The organism is Brachybacterium sp. GCM10030268 (genome assembly GCF_042666305.1).
Taxonomy (GTDB): domain Bacteria; phylum Actinomycetota; class Actinomycetes; order Actinomycetales; family Dermabacteraceae; genus Brachybacterium.
This window is the reverse complement of the sequence record NZ_JBHTCW010000013.1, coordinates 38,741-60,342: the sequence shown is the minus strand read 5'-3', so window position 1 is coordinate 60,342 and position 21,602 is coordinate 38,741. Positions and strand designations below refer to the sequence as shown.

At 72.3% G+C, this 21,602-nt stretch carries 17 protein-coding genes; 10 read left to right on the top strand and 7 right to left on the bottom strand.

The genetic code is table 11. The annotated features are described in order from the left end of the window. Positions 1 to 159 precede the first annotated feature (159 nt). Genes ACFQRD_RS15095 through ACFQRD_RS15075 form a run of 5 tightly spaced genes read left to right on the top strand, consistent with a single transcriptional unit; the run spans position 160 to position 6,333 of the window. Positions 160 to 1,782 (top strand): acyl-CoA carboxylase subunit beta, encoded by a 1,623-nt coding sequence (locus tag ACFQRD_RS15095; protein ID WP_377019904.1) that lies wholly within the window; start codon positions 160 to 162, stop codon positions 1,780 to 1,782. Continuing rightward, positions 1,779 to 2,042 carry an acyl-CoA carboxylase subunit epsilon gene (locus ACFQRD_RS15090; protein ID WP_377804701.1) on the top strand — a complete coding sequence of 88 codons (264 nt, stop codon included), beginning with the start codon at positions 1,779 to 1,781 and terminating at the stop codon, positions 2,040 to 2,042. Before ACFQRD_RS15095 ends, ACFQRD_RS15090 begins: the two co-directional genes overlap by 4 nt. A 30-nt stretch (positions 2,043 to 2,072) precedes the next feature. Further along, positions 2,073 to 3,764, top strand: coding sequence for a DUF885 domain-containing protein (locus ACFQRD_RS15085; RefSeq protein WP_377804700.1), 1,692 nt, complete (start codon positions 2,073 to 2,075; stop codon positions 3,762 to 3,764). Then, positions 3,764 to 4,498: a Maf family protein gene (locus ACFQRD_RS15080; protein WP_377804699.1), complete on the top strand. Its 735-nt coding sequence runs from the start codon at positions 3,764 to 3,766 to the stop codon at positions 4,496 to 4,498. Before ACFQRD_RS15085 ends, ACFQRD_RS15080 begins: the two co-directional genes overlap by 1 nt. 56 nt (positions 4,499 to 4,554) lie before the next feature. Then, on the top strand, positions 4,555 to 6,333 hold the full coding sequence (locus ACFQRD_RS15075; protein WP_377804698.1) for an acetyl/propionyl/methylcrotonyl-CoA carboxylase subunit alpha: 1,779 nt from the start codon (positions 4,555 to 4,557) through the stop codon (positions 6,331 to 6,333). Between the two features lie 28 nt (positions 6,334 to 6,361). Here ACFQRD_RS15075 and ACFQRD_RS15070 read toward each other — a convergent pair whose 3' ends face one another. After that, on the bottom strand, positions 6,362 to 7,825 hold the full coding sequence (locus ACFQRD_RS15070) for an NAD(P)H-quinone dehydrogenase (RefSeq protein ID WP_377804697.1): 1,464 nt from the start codon (positions 7,823 to 7,825) through the stop codon (positions 6,362 to 6,364). 79 nt (positions 7,826 to 7,904) lie between these two features. Between ACFQRD_RS15070 and ACFQRD_RS15065 the strand changes: the two genes are divergently transcribed. Further along, entirely contained in the window at positions 7,905 to 8,759 is an 855-nt protein-coding gene (locus ACFQRD_RS15065; RefSeq protein WP_377804696.1) for a purine-nucleoside phosphorylase, read from the top strand. Continuing rightward, positions 8,756 to 10,543: a phospho-sugar mutase gene (locus ACFQRD_RS15060; protein WP_377804695.1), complete on the top strand. Its 1,788-nt coding sequence runs from the start codon at positions 8,756 to 8,758 to the stop codon at positions 10,541 to 10,543. The genes ACFQRD_RS15065 and ACFQRD_RS15060 overlap by 4 nt, the downstream gene beginning before the upstream one ends. A gap of 30 nt (positions 10,544 to 10,573) precedes the next feature. Here ACFQRD_RS15060 and deoC read toward each other — a convergent pair whose 3' ends face one another. Continuing rightward, positions 10,574 to 11,239 (bottom strand): deoxyribose-phosphate aldolase, encoded by a 666-nt coding sequence (gene deoC / locus ACFQRD_RS15055; protein WP_377804694.1) that lies wholly within the window; start codon positions 11,237 to 11,239, stop codon positions 10,574 to 10,576. A gap of 73 nt (positions 11,240 to 11,312) precedes the next feature. Here deoC and ACFQRD_RS15050 point away from each other — a divergent pair, with 73 nt between their 5' ends. The 3 genes from ACFQRD_RS15050 to ACFQRD_RS15040 all read left to right on the top strand — a co-directional run bounded on the left by ACFQRD_RS15050 (position 11,313) and on the right by ACFQRD_RS15040 (position 15,311). Further along, the gene (locus tag ACFQRD_RS15050) at positions 11,313 to 12,962 is read left to right on the top strand and encodes a DUF222 domain-containing protein (protein WP_377804693.1); all 1,650 of its coding nucleotides are present in this window, start codon (positions 11,313 to 11,315) and stop codon (positions 12,960 to 12,962) included. Positions 12,963 to 13,064: 102 nt separating this feature from the next. Further along, positions 13,065 to 14,138: a hypothetical protein gene (locus tag ACFQRD_RS15045; RefSeq protein WP_377804692.1), complete on the top strand. Its 1,074-nt coding sequence runs from the start codon at positions 13,065 to 13,067 to the stop codon at positions 14,136 to 14,138. A 96-nt stretch (positions 14,139 to 14,234) separates the two neighbouring features. After that, entirely contained in the window at positions 14,235 to 15,311 is a 1,077-nt protein-coding gene (locus ACFQRD_RS15040) for an NUDIX domain-containing protein (protein ID WP_377804691.1), read from the top strand. A 28-nt stretch (positions 15,312 to 15,339) separates the two neighbouring features. Here the strand turns inward: ACFQRD_RS15040 and ACFQRD_RS15035 are convergent, their stop codons facing one another. Genes ACFQRD_RS15035 through ACFQRD_RS15015 form a run of 5 tightly spaced genes read right to left on the bottom strand, consistent with a single transcriptional unit; the run spans position 15,340 to position 21,506 of the window. Further along, positions 15,340 to 16,662, bottom strand: a complete 1,323-nt coding sequence (locus ACFQRD_RS15035; protein WP_377804690.1) for a thymidine phosphorylase — start codon at positions 16,660 to 16,662, stop codon at positions 15,340 to 15,342. Beyond that, positions 16,655 to 17,089, bottom strand: a complete 435-nt coding sequence (locus tag ACFQRD_RS15030; protein ID WP_377804689.1) for a cytidine deaminase — start codon at positions 17,087 to 17,089, stop codon at positions 16,655 to 16,657. The genes ACFQRD_RS15035 and ACFQRD_RS15030 overlap by 8 nt, the downstream gene beginning before the upstream one ends. Before the next feature lie 57 nt (positions 17,090 to 17,146). Beyond that, entirely contained in the window at positions 17,147 to 18,484 is a 1,338-nt protein-coding gene (locus tag ACFQRD_RS15025) for an ABC transporter permease (RefSeq protein WP_377804688.1), read from the bottom strand. Continuing rightward, entirely contained in the window at positions 18,481 to 19,938 is a 1,458-nt protein-coding gene (locus ACFQRD_RS15020; RefSeq protein WP_377019864.1) for an ABC transporter permease, read from the bottom strand. Before ACFQRD_RS15020 ends, ACFQRD_RS15025 begins: the two co-directional genes overlap by 4 nt. Then, positions 19,935 to 21,506, bottom strand: coding sequence for an ABC transporter ATP-binding protein (locus tag ACFQRD_RS15015; RefSeq protein ID WP_377019865.1), 1,572 nt, complete (start codon positions 21,504 to 21,506; stop codon positions 19,935 to 19,937). The genes ACFQRD_RS15020 and ACFQRD_RS15015 overlap by 4 nt, the downstream gene beginning before the upstream one ends. Positions 21,507 to 21,602: the final 96 nt, after the last annotated feature.

The window sequence follows — 21,602 nt, the reverse complement described above, 5'->3', positions numbered from 1 at the left end:
GCCGGCCTGCTCGCCGTCGCTCCGACCCCGTGCCGTGCCTCGTCCCATGCCCCGTCCCGTCACTGCTGCCTCACCGGTGCCCGTGCCCGTCCTCGCCGCGGACCAGCCGTTCCCGGCCAGCGGTAGCGTAGTATCCCCGTGTTCATCACCGAAGGATTCATGGCGGCCGCGCAGGCCGCAGCAGGAGGCCCCGTGACCGACGCCCCGCGGCCGCTCACCACCGCCCAGCGACTCGAGGACCTGCGCGAGCGTGACGCCGCCACGGTCTCCGCGGCCGACGAGGTGGCGGTCCAGAAGCAGCACGCGCGAGGGAAGAAGACCGCCCGCGAGCGCATCACGGATCTGCTGGACGACGGCTCGTTCGTCGAGACCGACCGTTTCGTGCGGCACCAGGCCCGCAACTTCGGGATCGAGGCGAAGCGCCCCGACGGAGACGGCATCGTCACCGGGTACGGCACGATCGACGGCCGCCAGGTGTGCGTATACTCCCAGGACTTCACCGTCTTCGGCGGCTCCCTCGGCGAGGCCCACGGCCGCAAGATCCAGAAGGTCCAGGACCTCGCACTGCGCACCGGGGTGCCGATCATCGGCATCCTCGACGGCGGCGGCGCCCGGATCCAGGAGGGCGTCGCCTCGCTGGCGATGTTCGCCGGCATCTTCCGCCGCAACACCCGCGCCTCGGGCGTGATCCCGCAGATCTCGCTGATCATGGGGCCGGCCGCGGGCGGTGCCGTCTACTCCCCCGCGCTGACGGACATCGTGGTGATGGTCGAGAAGACCTCGCACATGTTCATCACCGGCCCCGACGTGATCCGCACGGTCACCGGGGAGGACGTCGGCTTCGAGGAGCTCGGCGGTGCGCGCACCCACTCCTCCCGCTCCGGTGTGGCCCACTACATGGCGCCCGACGAGGGCGAGGCGATCGAGTACGTCAAGGACCTGCTGAGCTATCTGCCGGCGAACACGCTGAGCCCGGCGCCCTCGTTCCCGGTGCGCTTCGACGAGGCCCTCACGCCGCAGGACACCGCGCTGGACACGCTGATCCCCGACTCCCCGAACCAGCCCTACGACATGCTCGAGGTGCTGCGCGCGGTGCTCGACGACGAGGAGTTCCTCGAGGTCCAGCCGCTGTTCGCCCGCAACATCCTGGTCGGCTTCGGACGGGTCGAGGGCTACAGCGTCGGCATCATCGCCAATCAGCCCTCGCATCTCGCGGGCACGCTGGACATCGACGCCTCGGAGAAGGCGGCGCGCTTCGTGCGCCTGTGCGACTCCTACAACATCCCGGTGCTGACGTTCGTGGACGTGCCCGGCTTCCTGCCCGGCACCGATCAGGAGTTCGGCGGCATCATCCGCCGCGGCGCCAAGCTGCTGTACGCCTACGCCGAGGCCACCGTGCCGCTGGTCACCGTGATCACCCGCAAGGCCTACGGCGGTGCCTACATCGTGATGGGCTCCAAGGAGCTCGGCGCGGACCTCAACCTCGCCTGGCCGACGGCGCAGATCGCGGTGATGGGCTCGCAGGGCGCGGTGAACATCCTCCACCGCCAGGAGCTGCGCTCGGTCCAGGAGGCCGGTGGCGATGTCGAGGCCACGCGCACGCGGCTGGAGACCGAGTACGAGGAGAAGTTCGCCACGCCGTACACCGCCGCCGAGCGCGGCTGGATCGACGGCGTGATCCAGCCCTCGCAGACCCGCGTCGAGATCGCCCATGCGCTGCGGGCGCTGCGCACCAAGCGCGACTCGCTGCCGACCAAGAAGCACGGGAACATCCCGCTGTGAACCAGGAGACACCGTCCGAGCAGCCGCGCGCCGACGTGCGCCTGGTGCGCGGGCAGCTGGCCAGCGACGAGCTCGCGGCGATCGCCGTGGTCGTCTCCGCCATGAGCGTGACCAGCCGTCTGGAAGCCGAGGAGCGCGACCTGGCCGAGGGCCGCACCGGGGGCCCCAGCGCCTGGAGCGACCCGGTCCACACCCATCCGCGCGCCCACGGTCTGCGCTCGCATCCCTCGCCCACCGCCTGGCAGTTCTCCGACCGCTGAGCCCGGCTCTGGCCGCATAGACTGCGCCGCATGCCTGCCCTCCCCTCCCCCGCGCCCGGCCGTCCCGCGGCGACCCGCACGCCGTCGGCCCTGGACCGGCTCGCCGACGGGTACGTCGACTCCGTCGCCCGGCTGGATCCGTATCTCGCCACCGAGCTCGGGATCGCCGGTCACGACAGCGAGGTCACCGACTTCTCCCCGGCAGCGGTCGCCGAACGCACCGACGCCGCCCGTGCCCTGCTGGCGTCCATCGGCGAGGTGCCGGATCAGGACGAGACCGACTCCGTCACGCGGGCCGCTCTGACGGAGCGGCTGGGACTGGAGATCGAGCGCTCCGAGCTCCGGCTGGACGTCGCCGGGGTGAACAACCTCGCCTCGCCCCTGCAGTCCCGCGATGTGCTGGACCAGATGCCGGCGGAGACCGCCGAGGACTGGGAGGTCATCGCCGAGCGCATGGCGGCGATGCCGGGCTCGCTGGCCACCTGGGCCGAGTCGCTGCGCGAGGCCGCGGACCACGGCGTGATCTCGGCCCGGCGGCAGCTCGTCCTGGGCGCCGAGCAGGCCCGCGGCTACGCCGCGGAGAACGGCTTCTTCGAGGCGTTCGCCGCCTCGGCCGTGGGCGACGGGACCCAGCGGGAGCGGGTCGCCCGCGCTTCCCGCGCCGCCGCCGAGGGCTATCTGGAGCTCGCGGATTTCCTGGACTCGCTCGCCGAGCGGGCACCGGCCGCGGACGCCATCGGCCGGGACGCCTATCGCCTGGCCTCCCGCACCTTCCTGGGCGCGGAGGTGGATCTGGATGAGACCTACGCCTGGGGCATCGACGAGCTGCGCGCGATCGTCGCCGAGCAGGAGGAGGTCGCCGCCCGGATCAACGAGCGCCACGGCACCGGTGGCGGGCGTTCCGTCGCGGCCGCCAAGGACGCCCTGCGCTCCGATCCCGCGCGGGTGCTGCATGGCACCGAGGAGCTGCGGGCCTGGATGCAGCAGCTCAGCGACCGCGCGATCGCGGACCTGGCCGGCACCCATTTCGACATCCCCCAGCCGCTGCACCGCCTCGAGTGCCGCATCGCGCAGACCGGTTCCGGCGGCATCTACTACACCGGCCCCAGCGAGGACCTGACCCGGCCCGGCCGCATGTGGTGGGACGTTCCCGCGGGAACGTCCCGGTTCCACACCTGGCTGGAGACGACCACCGTCTACCACGAGGGGGTGCCGGGCCATCACCTGCAGGTCGGCACGCAGACCCTGCAGGCCGGCTCCCTGAACCGGTGGCGCGCCCTGATGTGCTGGGTCTCCGGTCATGGTGAGGGCTGGGCGCTGTACGCCGAACGCCTGATGGATCAGCTGGGATACCTCGACGACGACGGGGACCGCCTGGGCATGCTCGACGCGCAGCGCCTGCGTGCCGGCCGCGTGGTCCTCGACATCGGCTTCCACGTCGGCCTGCCCATGCCCGAGGGCATCGCCGGCTCGGCCGGCGGCGCCTGGACGTACGAGAAAGCGTGGGACTTCATGTCCGCCCACTGGGGCGTGAGCGAGGCCGAGCAGCGCTTCGAGCTGAACCGGTACCTGGGCTGGCCCGGCCAGGCTCCCTCGTACAAGATCGGGCAGCGGGCCTGGGAGCAGCTGGCCGCGCGCGCCACCACCGACCTCCGGGATTTCCACCGCCGCGCCCTCGAACTGGGAAGCCTGCCGCTGTCCGTCCTCGAAGGAGCCCTGTGATGACCACCGATCACGACCCCTTGCTGCTGCTGGCCTCCGCCTCCGCCGGGCGCCGCGCCACTCTGCGCGCCGCCCGCATCGAGCACCGCACCCTCCCGGTCGATCTGGACGAGGAGGGGATCCTCACAGCCGCCCGCGAGCGCGCCGCCGCCTCCGGCGATCCCGAGGACCCCCTCGTCCCCGCCGATGAGGTGCTGCTGCTGGCACGCGAGAAGGCGCAGGCCGCGACGTCCCGCAGCGAGGGCGGCTACGTGGTCCTGGGCTGCGATTCGATGCTCGAGCTGGACGGCGAGGTCATCGGTAAACCGCACACCGCCGAGCGGGCCGCGGAGCGCTGGCGGGCGATGCGCGGCCGCGCCGGGATCCTGCACTCCGGCCACTGGCTGATCGACGACCGCGACGAGGCCGACGGCGGGACCGGCGGCACCTTCGGCGCGACGGCGAGCTGCCGTGTCACCTTCGCGGAGGTCACCGACGAGGAGATCGAGGCCTACGTCGCCACCGGCGAACCGCTCGGCGTGGCCGGCGGCTTCACGATCGACGGGCGGGCGGGCCCGTTCATCGAGGGCGTGGAGGGTGATCCGCATGCCGTCGTCGGTCTCTCGCTGCCGCTGCTGCGCCGCCTGCTCGGCGAGATCGGCCTCGCCGTCCACCAGCTGTGGGAGAGCGAGCCCCAAGGTGGCGAGGCTCTCGCCGATGCCGCTGAGACCCGCCCGGGCCCTGCGACGATGTGACCCGCCGCGGTACTACACTCGACCTCTGCTGACTCCCGGAAGGAAACCCCCGCCCCATGGCCGCACGCTCCGTCAAGCCCCGCCCCCTGTCCACGGTGCTCATCGCCAACCGTGGAGAGATCGCGGTGCGGATCGCACGGGCCTGCCGGGACGCCGGGCTCCGCTCCGTCGCCGTCTACGCCGATCCCGATCGTGACGCCCTGCACACGCAGATCGCCGACGAGGCCTACGCGCTCGGCGGCACCACCGCCGCCTCCTCCTACCTGGTGGTCGACAAGATCCTCGACATCGCCCAGCGCTCCGGGGCCGACGCGATTCACCCCGGCTACGGGTTCCTCTCCGAGCGCTCCGATTTCGCCCAGGCCGTGATGGACGCCGGGCTGACCTGGATCGGCCCCTCGCCCGAGGCGATCGAGAAGCTCGGCGACAAGGTCTCGGCCCGTCACATCGCCCAGAAGGCCGGCGCTCCCCTGGTCGCCGGCACCAAGGACCCGGTCGCCAACTCGGACGAGGTCGTCGACTTCGCCCGCGCCAACGGCCTGCCGATCGCGATCAAGGCAGCCTTCGGCGGCGGTGGCCGCGGTCTGAAGGTCGCCCGCGAGGAATCCGAGGTGCGCGAGCTGTTCGACTCGGCCGTGCGCGAGGCCACTGCCGCCTTCGGCCGCGGCGAGTGCTTCGTGGAGCGCTACCTCGATGCACCTCGCCACGTCGAGACCCAGTGCCTGGCGGACATGCACGGCAACGTCCAGGTGGTCTCCACCCGCGACTGCTCGCTGCAGCGCCGCCATCAGAAGCTCGTCGAGGAGGCTCCGGCGCCGTTCCTCACCTCCCAGCAGGAGGCCCAGCTGGTCTCCTCCTCCAAGGCGATCCTGCGCGAGGCCGGCTACGTCGGCGCCGGCACCTGCGAATTCCTCGTCGGGGCCGACGGCACCATCTCCTTCCTCGAGGTCAACACCCGCCTGCAGGTCGAGCACCCGGTGACCGAGGAGGTCGCCGGCGTCGACCTGGTGCGCGAGCAGCTGCGCATCGCCGCCGGGGAGACGATCTCGGGAACGGACCCCATCGCCCGTGGCCACTCCTTCGAGTTCCGCATCAACGGCGAGGACCCGGGTCGCGGCTTCATGCCCGCCCCCGGCCGCATCCAGCGCTACGACGTGCCCTCGGGCCCGGGCGTGCGCATGGAGTCGGGCGTGCGCGCCGGCGATGAGGTCTCCGGTGCCTTCGACTCCATGCTGGCCAAGCTCGTGATCACCGGCGCCACCCGCCAGGAGGCCCTCGAGCGCTCCCGCCGCGCGCTGGCCGAGTTCCACATCGAGGGTGTGCCCACGGTGCTGCCCTTCCATCGCACGGTGGTCGAGGACCCGGCGTTCGCCCCCGCGGACCCCGAGCAGCCGTTCACGGTCCATACCCGCTGGATCGAGACCGAGTTCTCCAACGAGATCCCTCCGGCCGCGCTGCCGGCCCAGCCCGAGGAGCCGGAGGATCGCGAGGCCGTGGTGGTCGAGGTCGATGGCCGGCGCGTGGAGATCAGCCTCCCCGCCTCGCTGCGGGCGCCTCAGGCCGCGGTGCGCTCGCGCCGCAAGCGGCAGCACCGGGGTGTCGGCGAGGGCGCCGCGGGCGGCCATTCGGTGACCGCGCCGATGCAGGGCACCATCGTCAAGCTCGCCGCCGAGGAGGGGCAGACCGTCGCCGACGGCGACCTGCTGCTGGTGCTCGAGGCCATGAAGATGGAGCAGCCGATCACCGCCCACCGCTCCGGGGTGGTCACGGGGCTCAGCGCCGAGATCGGGGCGACGGTCTCCGCCGGCGCGGTGCTCTGCTCGATCGAGGACTGAGACCCGGCCGGCTCGACGCCGCTGCGCGTCAGTCGTCCGCGCCGTCGAGCCGCCGCGCCACCTCGGCCAGCGACCCGGCCAGCGAGGGGTAGACGGTGAACGTCCCCGCGACCTGCTCGGCGGTGAGCCGATGGGCGACGGCGAGCGTGTAGGGAAGGATCAGCTCGCTGGCGCGCGGGGCGACCACGACGGCGCCGATCACGGTGTGCGAGCCGGGGCGCACGATCAGCTTCACGAACCCCTCGGAGATGCCCTGCATCTTCGCGCGCGGGTTGGTGTCCAGCCCCAGCACTAGCACCTCCCCGGAGATCACCCCGTCGGCCACGTCCTGCTCGCTGACGCCGACGGTGGCGATCTCGGGGCTGGTGAACACGGCCGAGGACACCTGGGCGGCGATCAGCGGTGAGACCGCCTCGCCGAGCGCGTGGTGCATCGCGATCCGTCCCTGCATGGCCGCGACCGAGGCCAACGGGTACACGCCGGTGCAGTCCCCCGCCGCGTACACCCCGCGCACCGAGGTGCGGGAGACCCGGTCGGTCTCGATGTGACCGCGCTCGGTGATGCGCACGCCCGCCTGCTCCAGCCCGAGGTCGCCGGTGCGGGGGATCCCGCCGAGGGCCATCAGCGCGTGGCTGCCGGCGATCTCCTCGCCGGAGGTCAGCGTCACCACCACCCCGTCGCCCCGACGGCAGGCGGAGGCCGCCCGCGACCGGGAGCGCACGCTCACCCCGCGACGGGCGAAGGCGTCCTCGAGCACGTCGGCGGCGTCGGGGTCCGTCCCCGGCAGCACCTTCTCGCGGGAGGAGACCAGGGTGACCTCGCTGCCGAGCGCCCGGTACGCGCTGGCGAACTCGGCGCCGGTGACGCCGGAGCCGACCACGATCAGGTGCTCGGGCAGGTGCTCGAGCTCGTACAGCTGCGTCCAGTTCAGCACCCGCTCGCCGTCGCACGGATCCGCGTCGAGCTCGCGAGGGCGGGCGCCGACGGCCAGCAGCACCACGTCGGCGTGCAGGCTCGCGCTCACGTCCCCGTCGCCGTCGAGGACCTCGACCGTCTCGGGGCCGGCCAGGCGTCCGCGGCCCTCGAGGATCCGGGCGCCGGCCTCGCTCAGGCTGGAGCGGATGTCGGCGGACTGTGCGGCGGCGAGCCGCTTGACCCGGGCGTTGACGGCGGCGAGGTCGACGTTGAGGGTCTGTGCGGTGGGGGCGGAGCCGGTGTCGGCGTCGCGGATCCCGAGGCCGTGTGAGCCGGCGACCACGTCCAGCACATCGGCCGTGGCGATGAGGGTCTTGGAGGGCACCACGTCGGTCAGGACGGCGGCGCCGCCGAGGCCGCGCTCCTCGATGAGCACCGTCTCCGCACCGCGCCGGGCCGCCGCCAGGGCCGCCTCGTACCCGCCGGGGCCGCCGCCGATGATCACCACGCGCGGGCGGTCCCCGGCGCTGGGCAGACGGTGGGGGTCCGACGGGAGGGCGGTGCTGGGATCGCTCACCTCTCCATTGTGGGGCACGACGCCTTCTGCGGGGCACGATCGGGCGCGGACGAGGGAGCACCTGCGTTACCTTCGATCCATGACGGAATCCGCCCCTGACCCGTATCTGCTCGCCCGCGACGCCGCTGCTGCGATCGCCGAGGCCAGCGGTGTCCCCTCCCACGACCTCGCCCTGGTGCTGGGCTCCGGGTGGGCCGGCGCCGCGGACCTGCTCGGCGAGACGGTGTGGCAGGCCGACGCCACCACCGTTCCCGGCTTCCGGCCCCCCGCCGTGGCCGGCCACATCGGCACCCTGCGCTCGATCCGGGTCGAGGGCAGCGGCGCTCGTGCCCTCGTGCTCGGCGCCCGCACCCACTTCTACGAGGGCGCCGGGGTGGACGCCGTCGTCCACGGCGTGCGCACCGCCGCCGCCACCGGTGCCCGCACCATGGTCCTGACCAACGGCTGCGGCGGCATCAATCCGGACTGGTCCCCCGGCACCCCGGTGCTGATCTCGGATCAGATCAACTTCACCGGCACCACGCCGCTCGAGGGCGCCAACTTCCTCGACCTCACCGACCTGTACACGCCCGCCCTGCGCGAGATCGCCCGGGAGGTCGACCCCACTCTCGACGAGGGCGTCTACATGCAGTTCCCCGGGCCGACGTACGAGACCCCGGCCGAAGTGCAGATGGCCCGGACCGTCGGCGCGAGCCTGGTCGGCATGTCCACCGCCCTCGAGGCCATCGCGGCCCGCGAGGCCAGGATGGACGTGCTCGGCATCTCCCTGGTCACCAACCTCGCCGCCGGGATCAGTCCGGAGGCGCTCAGCCACGAGGAGGTCCTCGAGGCCGGCCGTGACGCGGGTCCCCGGATCTCCCGGCTGCTGGCCGAGACCGTCCGCCGCCTCACCGGTGCACCAGCCGGGGGCGACGACGGGGCGACGGCGCGATGACTCCCCGCCTCGACCCCGCGCTGCGCTCGCGCATCGAGGACTGGATCGCGGACGACCCGGACCCGGCCACCCGAGCCGCCCTCACCTCCCTGCTCGAGCAGGTGTCAGGCGAGGACGAGGCGGCGGCCGACGACGAGTCCGCCGCCGGCTCGGTCCTCGACGAGCTGACCGACGCCTTCGCCGGAGATCTCCAGTTCGGCACCGCCGGCCTGCGCGACCGCATGGGCCCCGGCCCGAACCGCATGAACCTCGCCGTCGTCTCCCGGGCCGCCCGCGGCCTGGCCGACCACCTCATCGGAGACCTCGGCCTCGACCGGCCGCTGGTGGTGATCGGCTATGACGCGCGCTACAACTCCCAGGACTTCGCCCACCGCTCTGCGGCGATCCTCACCGCTGCCGGCGCCCGCGTGCAGCTGCTGGACCGCTTCGGCCCCACCCCGCTGGTCGCCTTCGCCGTCCGCCACCTCGAAGCCGACGCCGGCATCGTCGTCACCGCCTCCCACAATCCGCCTGCGGACAACGGCTACAAGGTCTACCTCGGCGGCCGCGCCGCGGCGGCAGGCGGTCGGGGCGTCCAGATCGTGCCGCCGTCGGACGAGCAGATCGCCGCCCGCATCGCTGCCGTCGGCCCCGTCCGTGAGATCCCCGTCGCCGGGTCCGGCTGGGAGCTGCTGGGTGAGCAGCTGCGCGAGGACTACCTCGCGGCGATCGGCACCCTGCCCGACCTGGAGGGACCACGAGAGGTGCGCATCGTGCACACCGCGATGCACGGCGTGGGCACGGAGACCGCGCTCGCCGCCCTGCACCGCAGCGGGTTCGCGGAGGTCCACACCGTCGCCGAGCAGGCCGACCCCGATCCGGACTTCCCCACCGTGGCCTTCCCCAACCCCGAGGAGCCCGGCGCGATCGATCTGGCCCTGGAGCTGGCCCGATCCGTCGAGGCCGACGTGGTGATCGCCAATGACCCCGATGCGGACCGCTGCGCCGCCGCGGTGCTCGATCCGCATCTGGACGACTGGCGGATGCTCACCGGCGACGAGCTGGGCGTGCTGCTCGGTGACCACCTGATCCGCCGGCACGAGTACCGCGGCGTCTTCGCCAGGTCGATCGTCTCCAGCCGATGGCTGGATCGCGTGGTGCAGGGAGCCGGTTCCGCGCTGCAGACGGCCACGACCCAGCCGGCCACGCTCGAGCCGGCCACCACGCTGACCGGTTTCAAGTGGATCTCCCGCGCGCCGGGAATCGTCTTCGGCTACGAGGAGGCCATCGGGTACTGCGTGCTGCCGGACGTGGTGCGCGACAAGGACGGGCTCTCCACGGCGCTGATGGTCGCCGAGATGGCGGCGCTGGCCCGCGCGGAGGGCACCACGCTGGTGGGCAGGCTCGATGAGCTCGCGCAGCGGCACGGCCTGTACTCCACCGCGCAGCTCTCGATCCGCGTCGAGGACCTCACCGAGATCTCCGTGATGATGCAGCAGCTGCGCACCGCGCCGCCGGCTCAGCTGCTCGGGTCGTCCGTGGTCGAGACCCAGGATCTCTCCGCGGGATCCGTCGAGACGACCGGCCTGCCGCCGACGGAGGGCATGCTGCTTCTCAGCGAGGACGACACCCGCGTGGTCGTGCGTCCCTCGGGCACCGAGCCGAAGCTGAAGTGCTACCTCGAGGTCGCAGAAAGCGTTCCCGCGGGAACGTCCCCGGACCAGCTGGGCGCGATCCGGAGTCGCGCCGCCGATCGGCTCGGGGGCCTGAAGGACGAGCTGAGGGAGGCTCTGGGCCAGGCCTGAGCCCAGCCGGTCGTCACCTCGCGCCCCGGCTCAGTAGCCGGTGCCGGTGCCGCCCTCGAGCACTGCGCGCGACGAGGACAGCCCCAGCCGGCTCGCGCCCGCGGCGACCATCGCCTCGGCGGCCTCGCGGGTGCGGATCCCGCCGGAGGCCTTGACCCCGAGCCGGTCGCCGACGGTGCGCCGCATCAGGGCGACGGCCTCCTCGCTGGCCCCACCGGCGGGGTGGAACCCGGTCGAGGTCTTCACGAAATCGGCGCCGGCCCGCTCGGCGGCCTCGCACACCGCGACGATCTGCTCGTCGGTGAGCGCTGCCGATTCGATGATCACCTTCAGCACGACGGGCTGCGGCGCGGCGGCGCGGACCTGGCGGATCTCGTCCTCGACGGCGGCGAACTCCCCGGCACGGGCGAGTCCGACGTTGAGGACCATGTCGACCTCGTCGGCTCCCTTCTCGACGGAGTCGGCCGCTTCGGCCGCCTTGATCGAGGGGGCATGCTGACCGGAGGGGAACCCGCACACGGTCGCCACCTTCACGGTGGTCCGCACCGGCAGCATCGACGGCGAGATGCACACCGAGTACGTGCCGAGGTCCTCGGCCTCGCGCAGCAGTGCGGAGACATCGGCCGGCGTGGCCTCGGGCTTCAGCAGGGTGTGATCGATGAGTGCGGCGAGCTGGTCGCGGTCGAGATTCGTCATGCGCTGATCTTGGCAGACCGGCCGGTCCCCGCGCATCCACGGGCACCCGCACCCATTCCTCCACAACGCGCTGGTGTCCACATTTCGCCGCGGCGCCTGGTGCGCGGCACCGGATCCTGGTCGGCTGGTCGAACACCCGTTCCCCGACCGGGAGGTCACGATGTCCCTCGCCCCGCCGTCCACGCCGCCGGACCGCCTCAGCGCAGAGAGGTCGGCCGCCCCATCCGCCGAGCACGCAGCACCGGGCCCGCCCTCCGTACCGGACGACCCGCTGTCCCGCACCGATGCCGAACGTCTCGGGTCCCGTATCCAGGACCAGGCGGCCCGCATCGCCGAGGCCACCTGCGAGCTGCTGCTCATGGTCGGTGAGTTCGACGCCCGCGGCGGGCTGAGCTGGTTCGTCGGCCTGAAGTCGACGGCGCACTGGTTGGCGTGGGCATGTTCGATGTCGGCCGGGACCGCCCGCGAGCACGTGCGGATCGCGCGGGTTCTGCCCACGATGCCGCGAACTCTCGGGGAGTTCCGTGCCGGGCGGCTCTCGTTCTCCAAGGTGCGCGAGATGACCCGGGTCGCCGGGCGCATCGACGAGGACGCCTTGGTCGAGCTCGCCCGCGACTCCACGGCCTCTCAGCTCGCCCGCGCCATCTCCTCCTTCCGAGCGGCTGATGGGAGCCGACTGGACCAGGAGACGATCCGCGAGGCGCGCTGGCGGACCCGGGACGATGGCATGGTCGAACTGCGGGCGGTGCTGCCGGCAGAGGTCGGCGCCGAGGTGACCACCGCGCTGGAGCTGGCCATGGCCCGGGACGGGCACGATGACGCGCCGGCCGCCACGACGGTGACCCCGGACGCACGGAATGTCCCGCCGACTGGTGCGGGTCAGGCCTCCGGCGAACCGACCAGCACCGACCGTGCCGATGCGGAGGTGACCACCACGGCCACTCTCGAACAGCGCCGCGCCGATGCGCTGCTCGACGTGGCGCGGGGTTACCTCGCCGCGGCACCCGACGACCGCTCCGGGGAGGACCGGCATGTGGTGGTGGTGGTCCAGGTCAGCGCCCACGCCCTGAGCCGTGACGTTCCCGCAGGAATGCCCCAGCGGTGCAGCACGACCGGCGGCGGTCCGCTCGAGACCCGGACCGCGGAGCGTCTCGCCTGCACCGGCAAGGTCTCCGTCGCCATCACCGACACGACCGGCGAGGTCCTCCATCTGGGCCGGTCGCGCCGACTCGCCTCCCGCGCCCAACGTCGTGCCCTGAGGCTGCGGGACGAGACCTGCGTGTTCCCCGGCTGCCACCAGAGCAGGCATCTGGACGCTCACCACGTGACGCCCTGGTCCGAGGGCGGCCGCACCGATATAGAAGGACTCGCGCTGCTGTGCCGGCGCCACCACGTCATCGTCCACGAAGGCGGGCTCCGCCTCCAGCCGCTTCCGGCATCAGCTGCCGGCCTCTCGCGCTTCTCGGTGGTGGACGCGGAAGACCGACCGGTACAGGCACGCTGGCCCGCCATGCTCGAGAGAGTCCGGACCAGGCCGTCGCCCGGCGTCCAGGGCGATGGGGCCGGCGAGGCCGCCGAAGCCGGGAAGGACGACGGTCACGACACTCCGCCACCAGGCTCTGCAGATCCGCGCCGGATCGCGGCGCGGACCGGCGGGCAGGGGTTCAGCTTGTCGGAATGCGTCGATGCGTTGTGCCAGAACGTCGTCACCCTCGCAGCGTGACCCAGGCCGGTGTACATTCCCATTGGGTCTGCGAACGGCAGCCGGTACTCGTCGCGACGGCCCCAGCACGACGCCGAACTGGCCTCTCGAGAGCTTCCGACCATGAGCGTTCCCCGTCGTCGAACCGTCCTCACCTCGGCAGCGCTCGGCGTCACCGGCGTGGCGGCCCTCGGCACCCTCGCCGCGACGTCGTCCATCACCGCCGGCGGCGAGCCGTCATCGTCCGCGGGTCGCTTCGGCTTCACGATCGGCTCCCTCGGGCCCGAGGGCGAGGGGTCGTCGGTGGAGCGGGTGCTCGAGGACGTCGCGGAGGTGTCGGCTCTGGGCGGATCCGGCGTCCGGCTCAACGCCGGGAGCGGGACACTCCTGGAGACCTTCGACGGCCCCGATGACGACCTCGTCTGGAACGAGAGCGCCGTCGCCGAGATGCACCGGATCCTGGCCGCCGCCGCGGACGCCGGGCTCCGCGTGTGCCTCATGGTGATCAACCACTACGACGTCCCCGACGCGGGCGAGGATCGCTGGCTGTCGAAGACCACCGCCTGGTGGGAAGGCTTGGCCGTGCGCTTCGCAGCACAGGTCCAGCAGATCCAGGTCTTCAACGAGGCCGACGCGCTGCATTACCGGCGCTACGAGGCGGTGGGCGACCGTCCCCCCGCCGCGTACCTCAGGGAGCTGGCGTCTCGCATCACAGAGGCCGGCCGGATCTTCCGCGCCCACTCCCGGGACGTGCAGATCACCACGAATCTCTACGGCTGGCCGGTGGGCGATGACATCGAGGACCGATGGCACCAGGTGCTCACCGTCCTCGCTCCGACCCTGGATCTGCTCACCGTGGACGCCTACATCGATTGGGCCGATACCGGGGCCGAGACTCTGGGCGGCCTCGTCGACCGGATCGCGAGGTTGCACAGCACATACGGCAAACCCGTCGCCATCGGTGAGCTCGGAGATCCCACGTGCTCCATCTGCAGCACCCAGCAGGAGCAGGCGGAGCATTACGCGACCTTCCTCGACGTGCTCGGAGGTGCCGGCGATGAACTGACCGACGTCTTCTTCTACCAGCTGCGGGACCGCGCCGCCCGCGACGAGAGTGAGGAGACTTTCGGGGTGATGACCGAATCCGGCTCCGCCAAGGCCGCCTACAACATGCTGCTGGATCGCGGACTGAGCTGACCCCTCGCCGAGCGCACGTGAGCGGTTCGCCTCACCACCGCCCGAACCGCCCGTCGGCCCCGGATCCGGCCCCTCGAGCGCCTAGACTCGTCGCCCGTGACCGAACCCGCCTCCCGCCCTCGCCCGCCGCGACGCATCGTGCTGCTCGCCGGTCCCTCCGGCAGCGGGAAGGGCGAGATGTCCCGTCGCTCCGGGTTGCCGGTGCTGAGCCTGGACGACTTCTACTGCGAGGCCGACGCCCCCGGTCTGCCGCATCGATTCGGGATCGTGGACTGGGACGACCCCGCCTCGTGGGATGCCGGCGCGGCCCTCGATGCCCTCACGGCGCTCGCCCACGACGGCACTGCGGAGGTGCCCGTCTATTCGATCTCCGAGTCTCGGCGGGTGGGGACCGGACGGGTCGACGCGGGTGACGCACCCCTGATCATCGCGGAAGGGATCTTCGCCGCCGAGCTGATCGCACCGCTCGCCGCCGCCGGGCTGCTCGCCGATGCGATCGTGCTGCACCGCCCCGTGCCGCTCGTGTTCACGCTGCGACTGGTCCGGGATCTGCGGGAGAACCGCAAGCCGCCCGCGACGCTGCTGCGCCGGGGCTGGGCACTGGCGCGCGAGCAGCCCGGCCAGGTGCAGGGGTGGATCCGCGCGGGCATGCGCCCGGAAGGTCTACGGGCAGGCACGCGCCACCTGTATCGGCTGACGGAGATGGCCACCGCGGAGATCAGCCAGCGACGCCTCGGCCAGCCGACCGACCTCCTGCGCATCACCGCCGTGAGCTTCCTGCGCGAGGGCTCCCGCGGCACCGAGGTGCTGGCGGTGCGCAAGCGCGGCACCGGTTCGTACATGCAGGTCGGAGGCAAGCTGGAGCCGGGCGAATCGGCACTCGAAGCAGCTGGGCGGGAGGTCGAGGAAGAGCTCGACGTCCGCCTGGATCCGGCCGAGCTCGAGCTGCTCGGCGAGTTCGAGGCCGTCGCCGCGAACGAGCCGAACACCATCGTGCGCTCGACGGTGTTCGTCGCCCGCACGCCTCTGCCGGAGCCGCTGACCGTGCGCGCCGAGATCGACGGGCACCGCTGGTTCGGGGTCGACGAGCCGGGAACCGGTACTCGGCTGGCGCCGCTGATGACCGATCACATCCTGCCTGCGCTGCGAAAGCTCCCACCTCGAGCGTGCTGACCCGCGTGGTTGCGGTTGTACGGCTCGCTCAGGCGATGCGGTCCTTGACGATGCTGCGCGACGGCACCGACTCCCCGGAGGGGTCCAGCGTCCAGGACCCCTCGATCGCCTCGACGGCCCGGGCGACACGTTCCGGGGTGTCGGTGTGCAGGCGCGCCAGGACGTCCCCGGCCTGCACCCTGTCCCCGATGTGGGCGGTGATCTCCACTCCCGCGGCGGCCTGGACGGCCTCCCCCGGACGCGAGCGCCCCGCTCCCAGACGCCACGCCGCGACGCCGACACCCATCGCGTCCAGGCCCGTCACCACGCCGTCCTCGCGAGCCCGGAACTCCTCGACATGCTTCGCCTCCGGCAGCGGTGCGTCGACGTCGCCGCCCTGGGCGGAGATCATCGCTCGCCACGAGTCCATGGCGCGTCCGTCGGCGAGCGCGGCCTCGACGTCGGCGTCGTGGACCCCGGCGGCGGCGAGCATCTCGCGGGCGAGGGCGCAGGTCAGCTCGACCACGTCGGCCGGTCCCCCGCCGGCGAGAACGTCGAGGGACTCACGCACCTCCAGGGCGTTGCCCGCGGTCCGGCCCAGCGGCGCGGACATATCGGTCAGCAGGGCGACCGTGTGCACGCCGGCGTCGGTGCCGAGCTCGACCATGGTGCGGGCGAGCTCGCGGGCGTCGGACTCCTCGCGCATGAAGGCGCCGGCCCCGGTCTTGACGTCCAGCGTGAGCGCAGCGGTGCCCTCGGCGATCTTCTTGGACATGATGGAGCTGGCGATCAGCGGGATCGACTCGACGGTGCCGGTGACGTCGCGGAGGGCGTAGAGCTTCTTGTCCGCCGGGGCCAGCCCGGAGCCGGCGGCGCAGATGACGGCGCCGGCGCTCTCCAGCTGCGACATCATCTCCCCAGCCGTGAGGTCCGCGCGCCATCCGGGGATGGCTTCGAGCTTGTCGAGCGTGCCTCCGGTGTGGCCCAGCCCGCGACCGGACAACTGCGGCACGGCCACCCCGTAGGACGCGACCAGCGGGGCCAGGGGCAGCGTGATCTTGTCCCCCACGCCGCCGGTGGAGTGCTTGTCGGTGGTGGGCTTGGACAGCGCCTGGAAGTCCATCCGCTCACCGCTGGCGATCATCGCGCGGGTCCACCGGGCGATCTCGCCCCGCTCCATCCCGCGCACGAAGATCGCCATGGCCAGGGCCGACATCTGTTCCTCGGCGACGACGCCGCGGGTGTAGGCGTCGATGACCCAGTCGATGCGCTCGTCCTCCAGCACCCCGCCGTCGCGTTTGGTGCGGATGATGTCGACGACGTCGAAGGGCTCGACGCCGGTGTTCTCGTCGCGGTCGGCGCGATCAGTCATGTGCTCGTGTCTCCTCGAGGTCGTGGGGGCCGAAGGCCTGCGGCAGCACGGCGTCCATGCCGCGCACGCCCTGCGGGGTGAGGATCTCCATGCTCGCCGCGGCGTGCTCGGACAGCAGCTGGCGGCAGCGGCCGCACGGCATGATCACCTCGCCGGCGCCGTTGACGCACGTGAAGGCGACCAGCTTGCCGCCCCCTCCGGCGATGAGGTCACCGACCAGGCCGCATTCGGCGCACAGGGTGACGCCGTACCCGGCGTTCTCCACGTTGCAGCCGGAGACCGTGCGCCCGTCGTCGACCAGCGCGGCGGCTCCCACGTGGTAGCCCGAGTACGGCGCGTAGGCGCGTGAGGCTATGTCCCGCGCCACCTCGAGCAGCTGCGTGAATGGCGCTCCGGGTGCATCGACCCGGACAGCAGACCCCGTCATCGTTCCTCCTTGCCGATGTGCCGATCAGGGCCCCAGCCTGTCACAGCGCCGGCAGTCTCATTGCTTGACGTACGGGGTGCCGTTGGCGGCGGGCACGCGCACTCTGCCGACGATGCCGGCGACGGCGAACAGGGTGACCACGTACGGAAGCATGAGCAGGAAGTCGCCGGGGATGGAGACCCCGCCCTCCGCGGCCGCGAGGGTGCCCAGCCGCAGCTGCAGGGAGTCGGCGAAGGCGAAGGTCAGTGCCGCGAGCAGGGCGCCGACGGGGTGGTAGCGGCCGAGGATCATCGCGGCCAGGGCGATGTACCCCTTCCCGTCGGACATCTCCTCGCCGAAGGCGACACCGGTGCCGATCGTCAGTGTGGCGCCGCCCAGACCCGCGACGGCGGAGCCGAGCAGCACATTGGACCACCGGGTGCGGTTGACGGGGATGCCGACGGTGTCGGCGGCGCGCGGGTGCTCGCCGACCGCTCGCACGCGCAGGCCCCAGCGGGTGCGGAACAGGGCCACGGTCAGACCTGCCACGATGATCCACATCAGGTAGACCAGCACGTTCTGCTCGAACAGGACCCGGCCGACGACGGGGATGTCCGCCAGCAGGGGGATCCGCAGCGTGGGCAGCTTCAGCGGCGAGTTGAACCGGCCGGGGTTCTGGTCCATGACGGTGCCGGCGAAGAACGAAGTCAGGCCGATGGCCAGGACGTTCAGGACCACGCCGACGATGATCTGCTGGACCCGGTAGCCGACGGCGAACAGTGCCAGCAGGGCTCCCATCAGCAGCGCCATGATCGGGGCCGCTGCCAGGCCCACCCAGACGTTCCCGGCGAGCGAGCCGACCAGGGCGGCCCCGAACGCGCCGAAGAGCAGCTGTCCCTCGATCGCGATGTTGATGACGCCGGAACGCTCGGACAGCACCCCGGAGAAGGCGCCGAAGGCGAGCGGCACGGCCAGGATCAGGGTGCCCTGCAGCAGGGAGGTCACATCCAGCAGCCGCTGCGAGATCACCCAGGTCAGGAAGGCGAGAACCCAGGCGAGCGCGAAGACGGCCACGAGCCCGCCGCGCACCCGGGCCGACGGCCGGGCGCTGCGGGCGTGCAGCGACCACAGGGCGGCCGAGGCGAGCAGTGCGACCACGGACAGCCCGATGGTGGCCGGCATCGAGGGGACGGTGACGCGCTCGGGCACGATGCCCAGCGGGTTCAGGTCGCCCTCACGGGCGAGGGCGAAGGTCGACTCGGCACCGGGGATCCCGCGCAGCCCGAACACGACCAGGGCGATCAGTCCCAGGACGGTGGTGGCGGCCGGCAGGTGCCACCAGTTGTCGGGGCGACGGTCCTCGGCCTCCGCGGCGGTCTCGGTCCCGTCGGGCACGACGGCGGGTGCAGCGGTCATCGTTCCTCTCCCTGCGCGTCGTCTCGATGGCCGGGTCCGTGCTCGCGGGGCGGGTCGGCCCCGGGCGGGGGCGCGGGCGATGCCGCCGCCGGCGCTGCGCCGGGCGGGTCGGTGGGGGCAGTACGAGCGCGCCGGCGCCGGCGGGAGCCCGCCGAGGGATCGTCCACGCCCCGCAGGCCGATCAGGGTGCGCACCAGCGGCGGCGCCGCGATGAACAGCACCACGAGCACCTGGATCACCTGCACGAGCTCCTGCGGCACGTTCTGGTTGCTGTCCATGAACTGGCCCCCCGTGGACAGCCCGGCGAACAGCAGCCCGGCCAGGACGATCCCCACCGGGCCCGAGCGACCCAGCAGCGCCACGGTGATGGCATCGAACCCGATGTTGCCGGCGACCCCCTCGGACAGCCGCTTCTCGGTGCCCAGCACGTGCACGGCACCGGCCAGTCCGACCAGAGCACCGGCGACAGCCAGCACCAGGAACGAGGTGCGGGCCGGGGAGATGCCGGCGACCTGGGCGGCGCGCGGGTTCGACCCCACGGCGCGGAACCGGAACCCGAGGGTCGAGCGGCTCATCAGCCACCACAGGGCGACCGCCGCCCCGGCGGCCAGGAACAGGCCGGCATGGAGACGGAACGCCGAACCCAGCAGGGACGGCAGCTGCGCCGAATCCGCGATCGACGGCGAGGTGGGCTGCGCCTGGTTGGCTCCGGTGAACGCGGCCGTCTTCATGGCGTAGGCCAGCAGATACGTGGCGATCCAGTTCAGCATGATGGTGCTGATGACCTCGTTGGCGCCGAAGCGGGCCTTGAGGAAACCGGCGATACCGCCCCACAGGGCTCCGGCGAGAACGCCGGCCAGCAGCGCCACCAGCAGGTGGATCACGATCGGCAGGTCCCACGTGAAGCCGATGTAGCCGGCGGCCATGGCGCCCACGATGAGCTGCCCGGTGCCGCCGATGTTGAACAGTCCCGCGCGGAAGCTGACGGCCATGCCGGCGGCGGCGATGATCAGCGGGGTCGCCACGGTCAGCGTCTCCGTCAGCGGACGCAGACCCGCGGCCAGCGCCGGGAACAGGACGTACGTGCCGGTGCCGCCGGCCTCGCGCAGGTCCGAGGCGACGTCGGCGAACCTGGGGCCGTCGAACACGGCGCCGCGGAACATCGCCCCGTAGGCCTGGGTGACGGACTGCCAGATGGCGATGAGGGCGTCGGAGGGCCGGTCGACGAAGTACCCCAGGGTGGCGCGCACCTCCTGGTCGGCGATGACGATGAACACCGAACCGACGAGGAAGGCGAGGACGAAGCTCATCACCACCACGAGCGTGTCGCCGCGGGCGATGGACTGGACCAGCCCGGTCCAGCGGGCCTCGGCCTCCTGCTCGGGCGGCGGAGGAGTGGGCTCGCCGCCGGAGCCGACGCCCGGTGCGGTGCCCTCGGGGGCGAGGGTGCTCATACGATCTCTCCTTCGTCGGCGAGCTCCGAGTCGGTGGTGCGGGCCCCGGCGGCGACGGCCTCGCGGGCGGCCTCGACGGTGTAGCCGGCCATCATCAGGCCGAGCACGTCGCGGTCCTCGTCGCCGGCGACGATCCCGAGGATCGAGCCGCGGTACATGACGGCGATGCGGTCGGCGAGCTGGACGACCTCGTCGAGCTCGGTCGAGACGATCACCACGGGCGTGCCCTTGTCGCGCTCGTCGAGGATCCGACGGTGGAGGAACTCGATGGAGCCGACGTCGACCCCGCGGGTGGGCTGGGAGGCGATCAGCAGCGCGAGCTCACGGTGGAGGGCGCGGGCCATCACGACCTTCTGCTGGTTGCCGCCGGAGAGCGTGGAGACCGCGGAATCGGCCGATTCGGTGCGCACGTCGAACTCGGGGATCAGCGACTCCGCGTTCGCGCGCACGGCCTTCGGGGACATCGCCAGCGCCGAGCCGAACGGGGCGCGGTCGTGCTGGTCCAGCACGAGGTTCTCGGCGACGGAGAAGTCCGGCACCAGGGCGTCGTGGGTGCGGTCCTCCGGGACGAAGCCGACGCCCGCGTCGAGGACCTGCTTGGTGCTGCGGCCGACGAGCTCCCGCCCCTCGAGCCGCGCGGATCCGTGCACGCTCTGCTGCAGGCCGAGCAGCGCCTCGGTCAGCTCCGTCTGCCCGTTGCCCTGGACGCCGGCGATCGCGAGCACCTCGCCGTGGCGGACGTCGAAGGAGACCCCGTCCAGGGTCCGGTTGCCGGCTGCGTCGCTGACTCGCAGGTTCCTCACCGCCAGGGCGACCTCCCCGGCCGCGGCCTCGGTCTTGTCCTGGGCGAGGGAGACCTGGCGGCCCACCATCAGCGAGGCGAGCTGCGCCTGGTCGGCCGACGGGTCGGCTTCGCCGACGACCGCGCCGCGGCGGATGACCGTGATGCGGTCGGAGACGGCTTTGACCTCGCGCAGTTTGTGGGTGATGAAGACGATCGAGGTGCCCTCCTCGCTCAGCTGGCGCATGATCCCCATCAGCTCGTCGGTCTCCTGCGGGGTGAGCACGGCGGTGGGCTCGTCCAGCACGAGCACCTCGGCGCGCCGGCTGAGGGCCTTGATGATCTCCACGCGCTGCTGGGCTCCGACGGGGAGGTCCTCGACCAGCGCGTCGGGATCGAGGTCGAAGTCGAAGCGGGCGGAGATCTCGCGCACCAGCTGCCGCGCGGCGGCGAGGTCGAGCAGACCGCCCGAGGTGGGTTCGTGGCCGAGGACGACGTTCTCGGCGACGGTGAAGACGGGGACCAGCATGAAGTGCTGGTGGACCATCCCGATGCCCGCGGCCATGGCGTCCCCGGGGTCGGAGAAGCTCACCGGGGACCCGTCCACGAGGATCTGCCCGCCGTCGGGGCGATAGAGCCCGTACAGCACGTTCATCAGGGTCGACTTGCCGGCCCCGTTCTCGCCGAGCAGGGAGTGGATCTCCCCCGGTTCGACGACCAGGTCGATGGCGTCGTTGGCCACGAGCGACCCGAAGGTCTTCGTGATCCCGCGCAGTTCGAGCTTCACAGCATTCGCTTCCGTCGGCGCCGGCCGTGGAGATCGGCCGGGAGATCAAGGGGCATCACAGGCGGTCCCCGCCCACCGGTGCGGGGACCGCCTGCG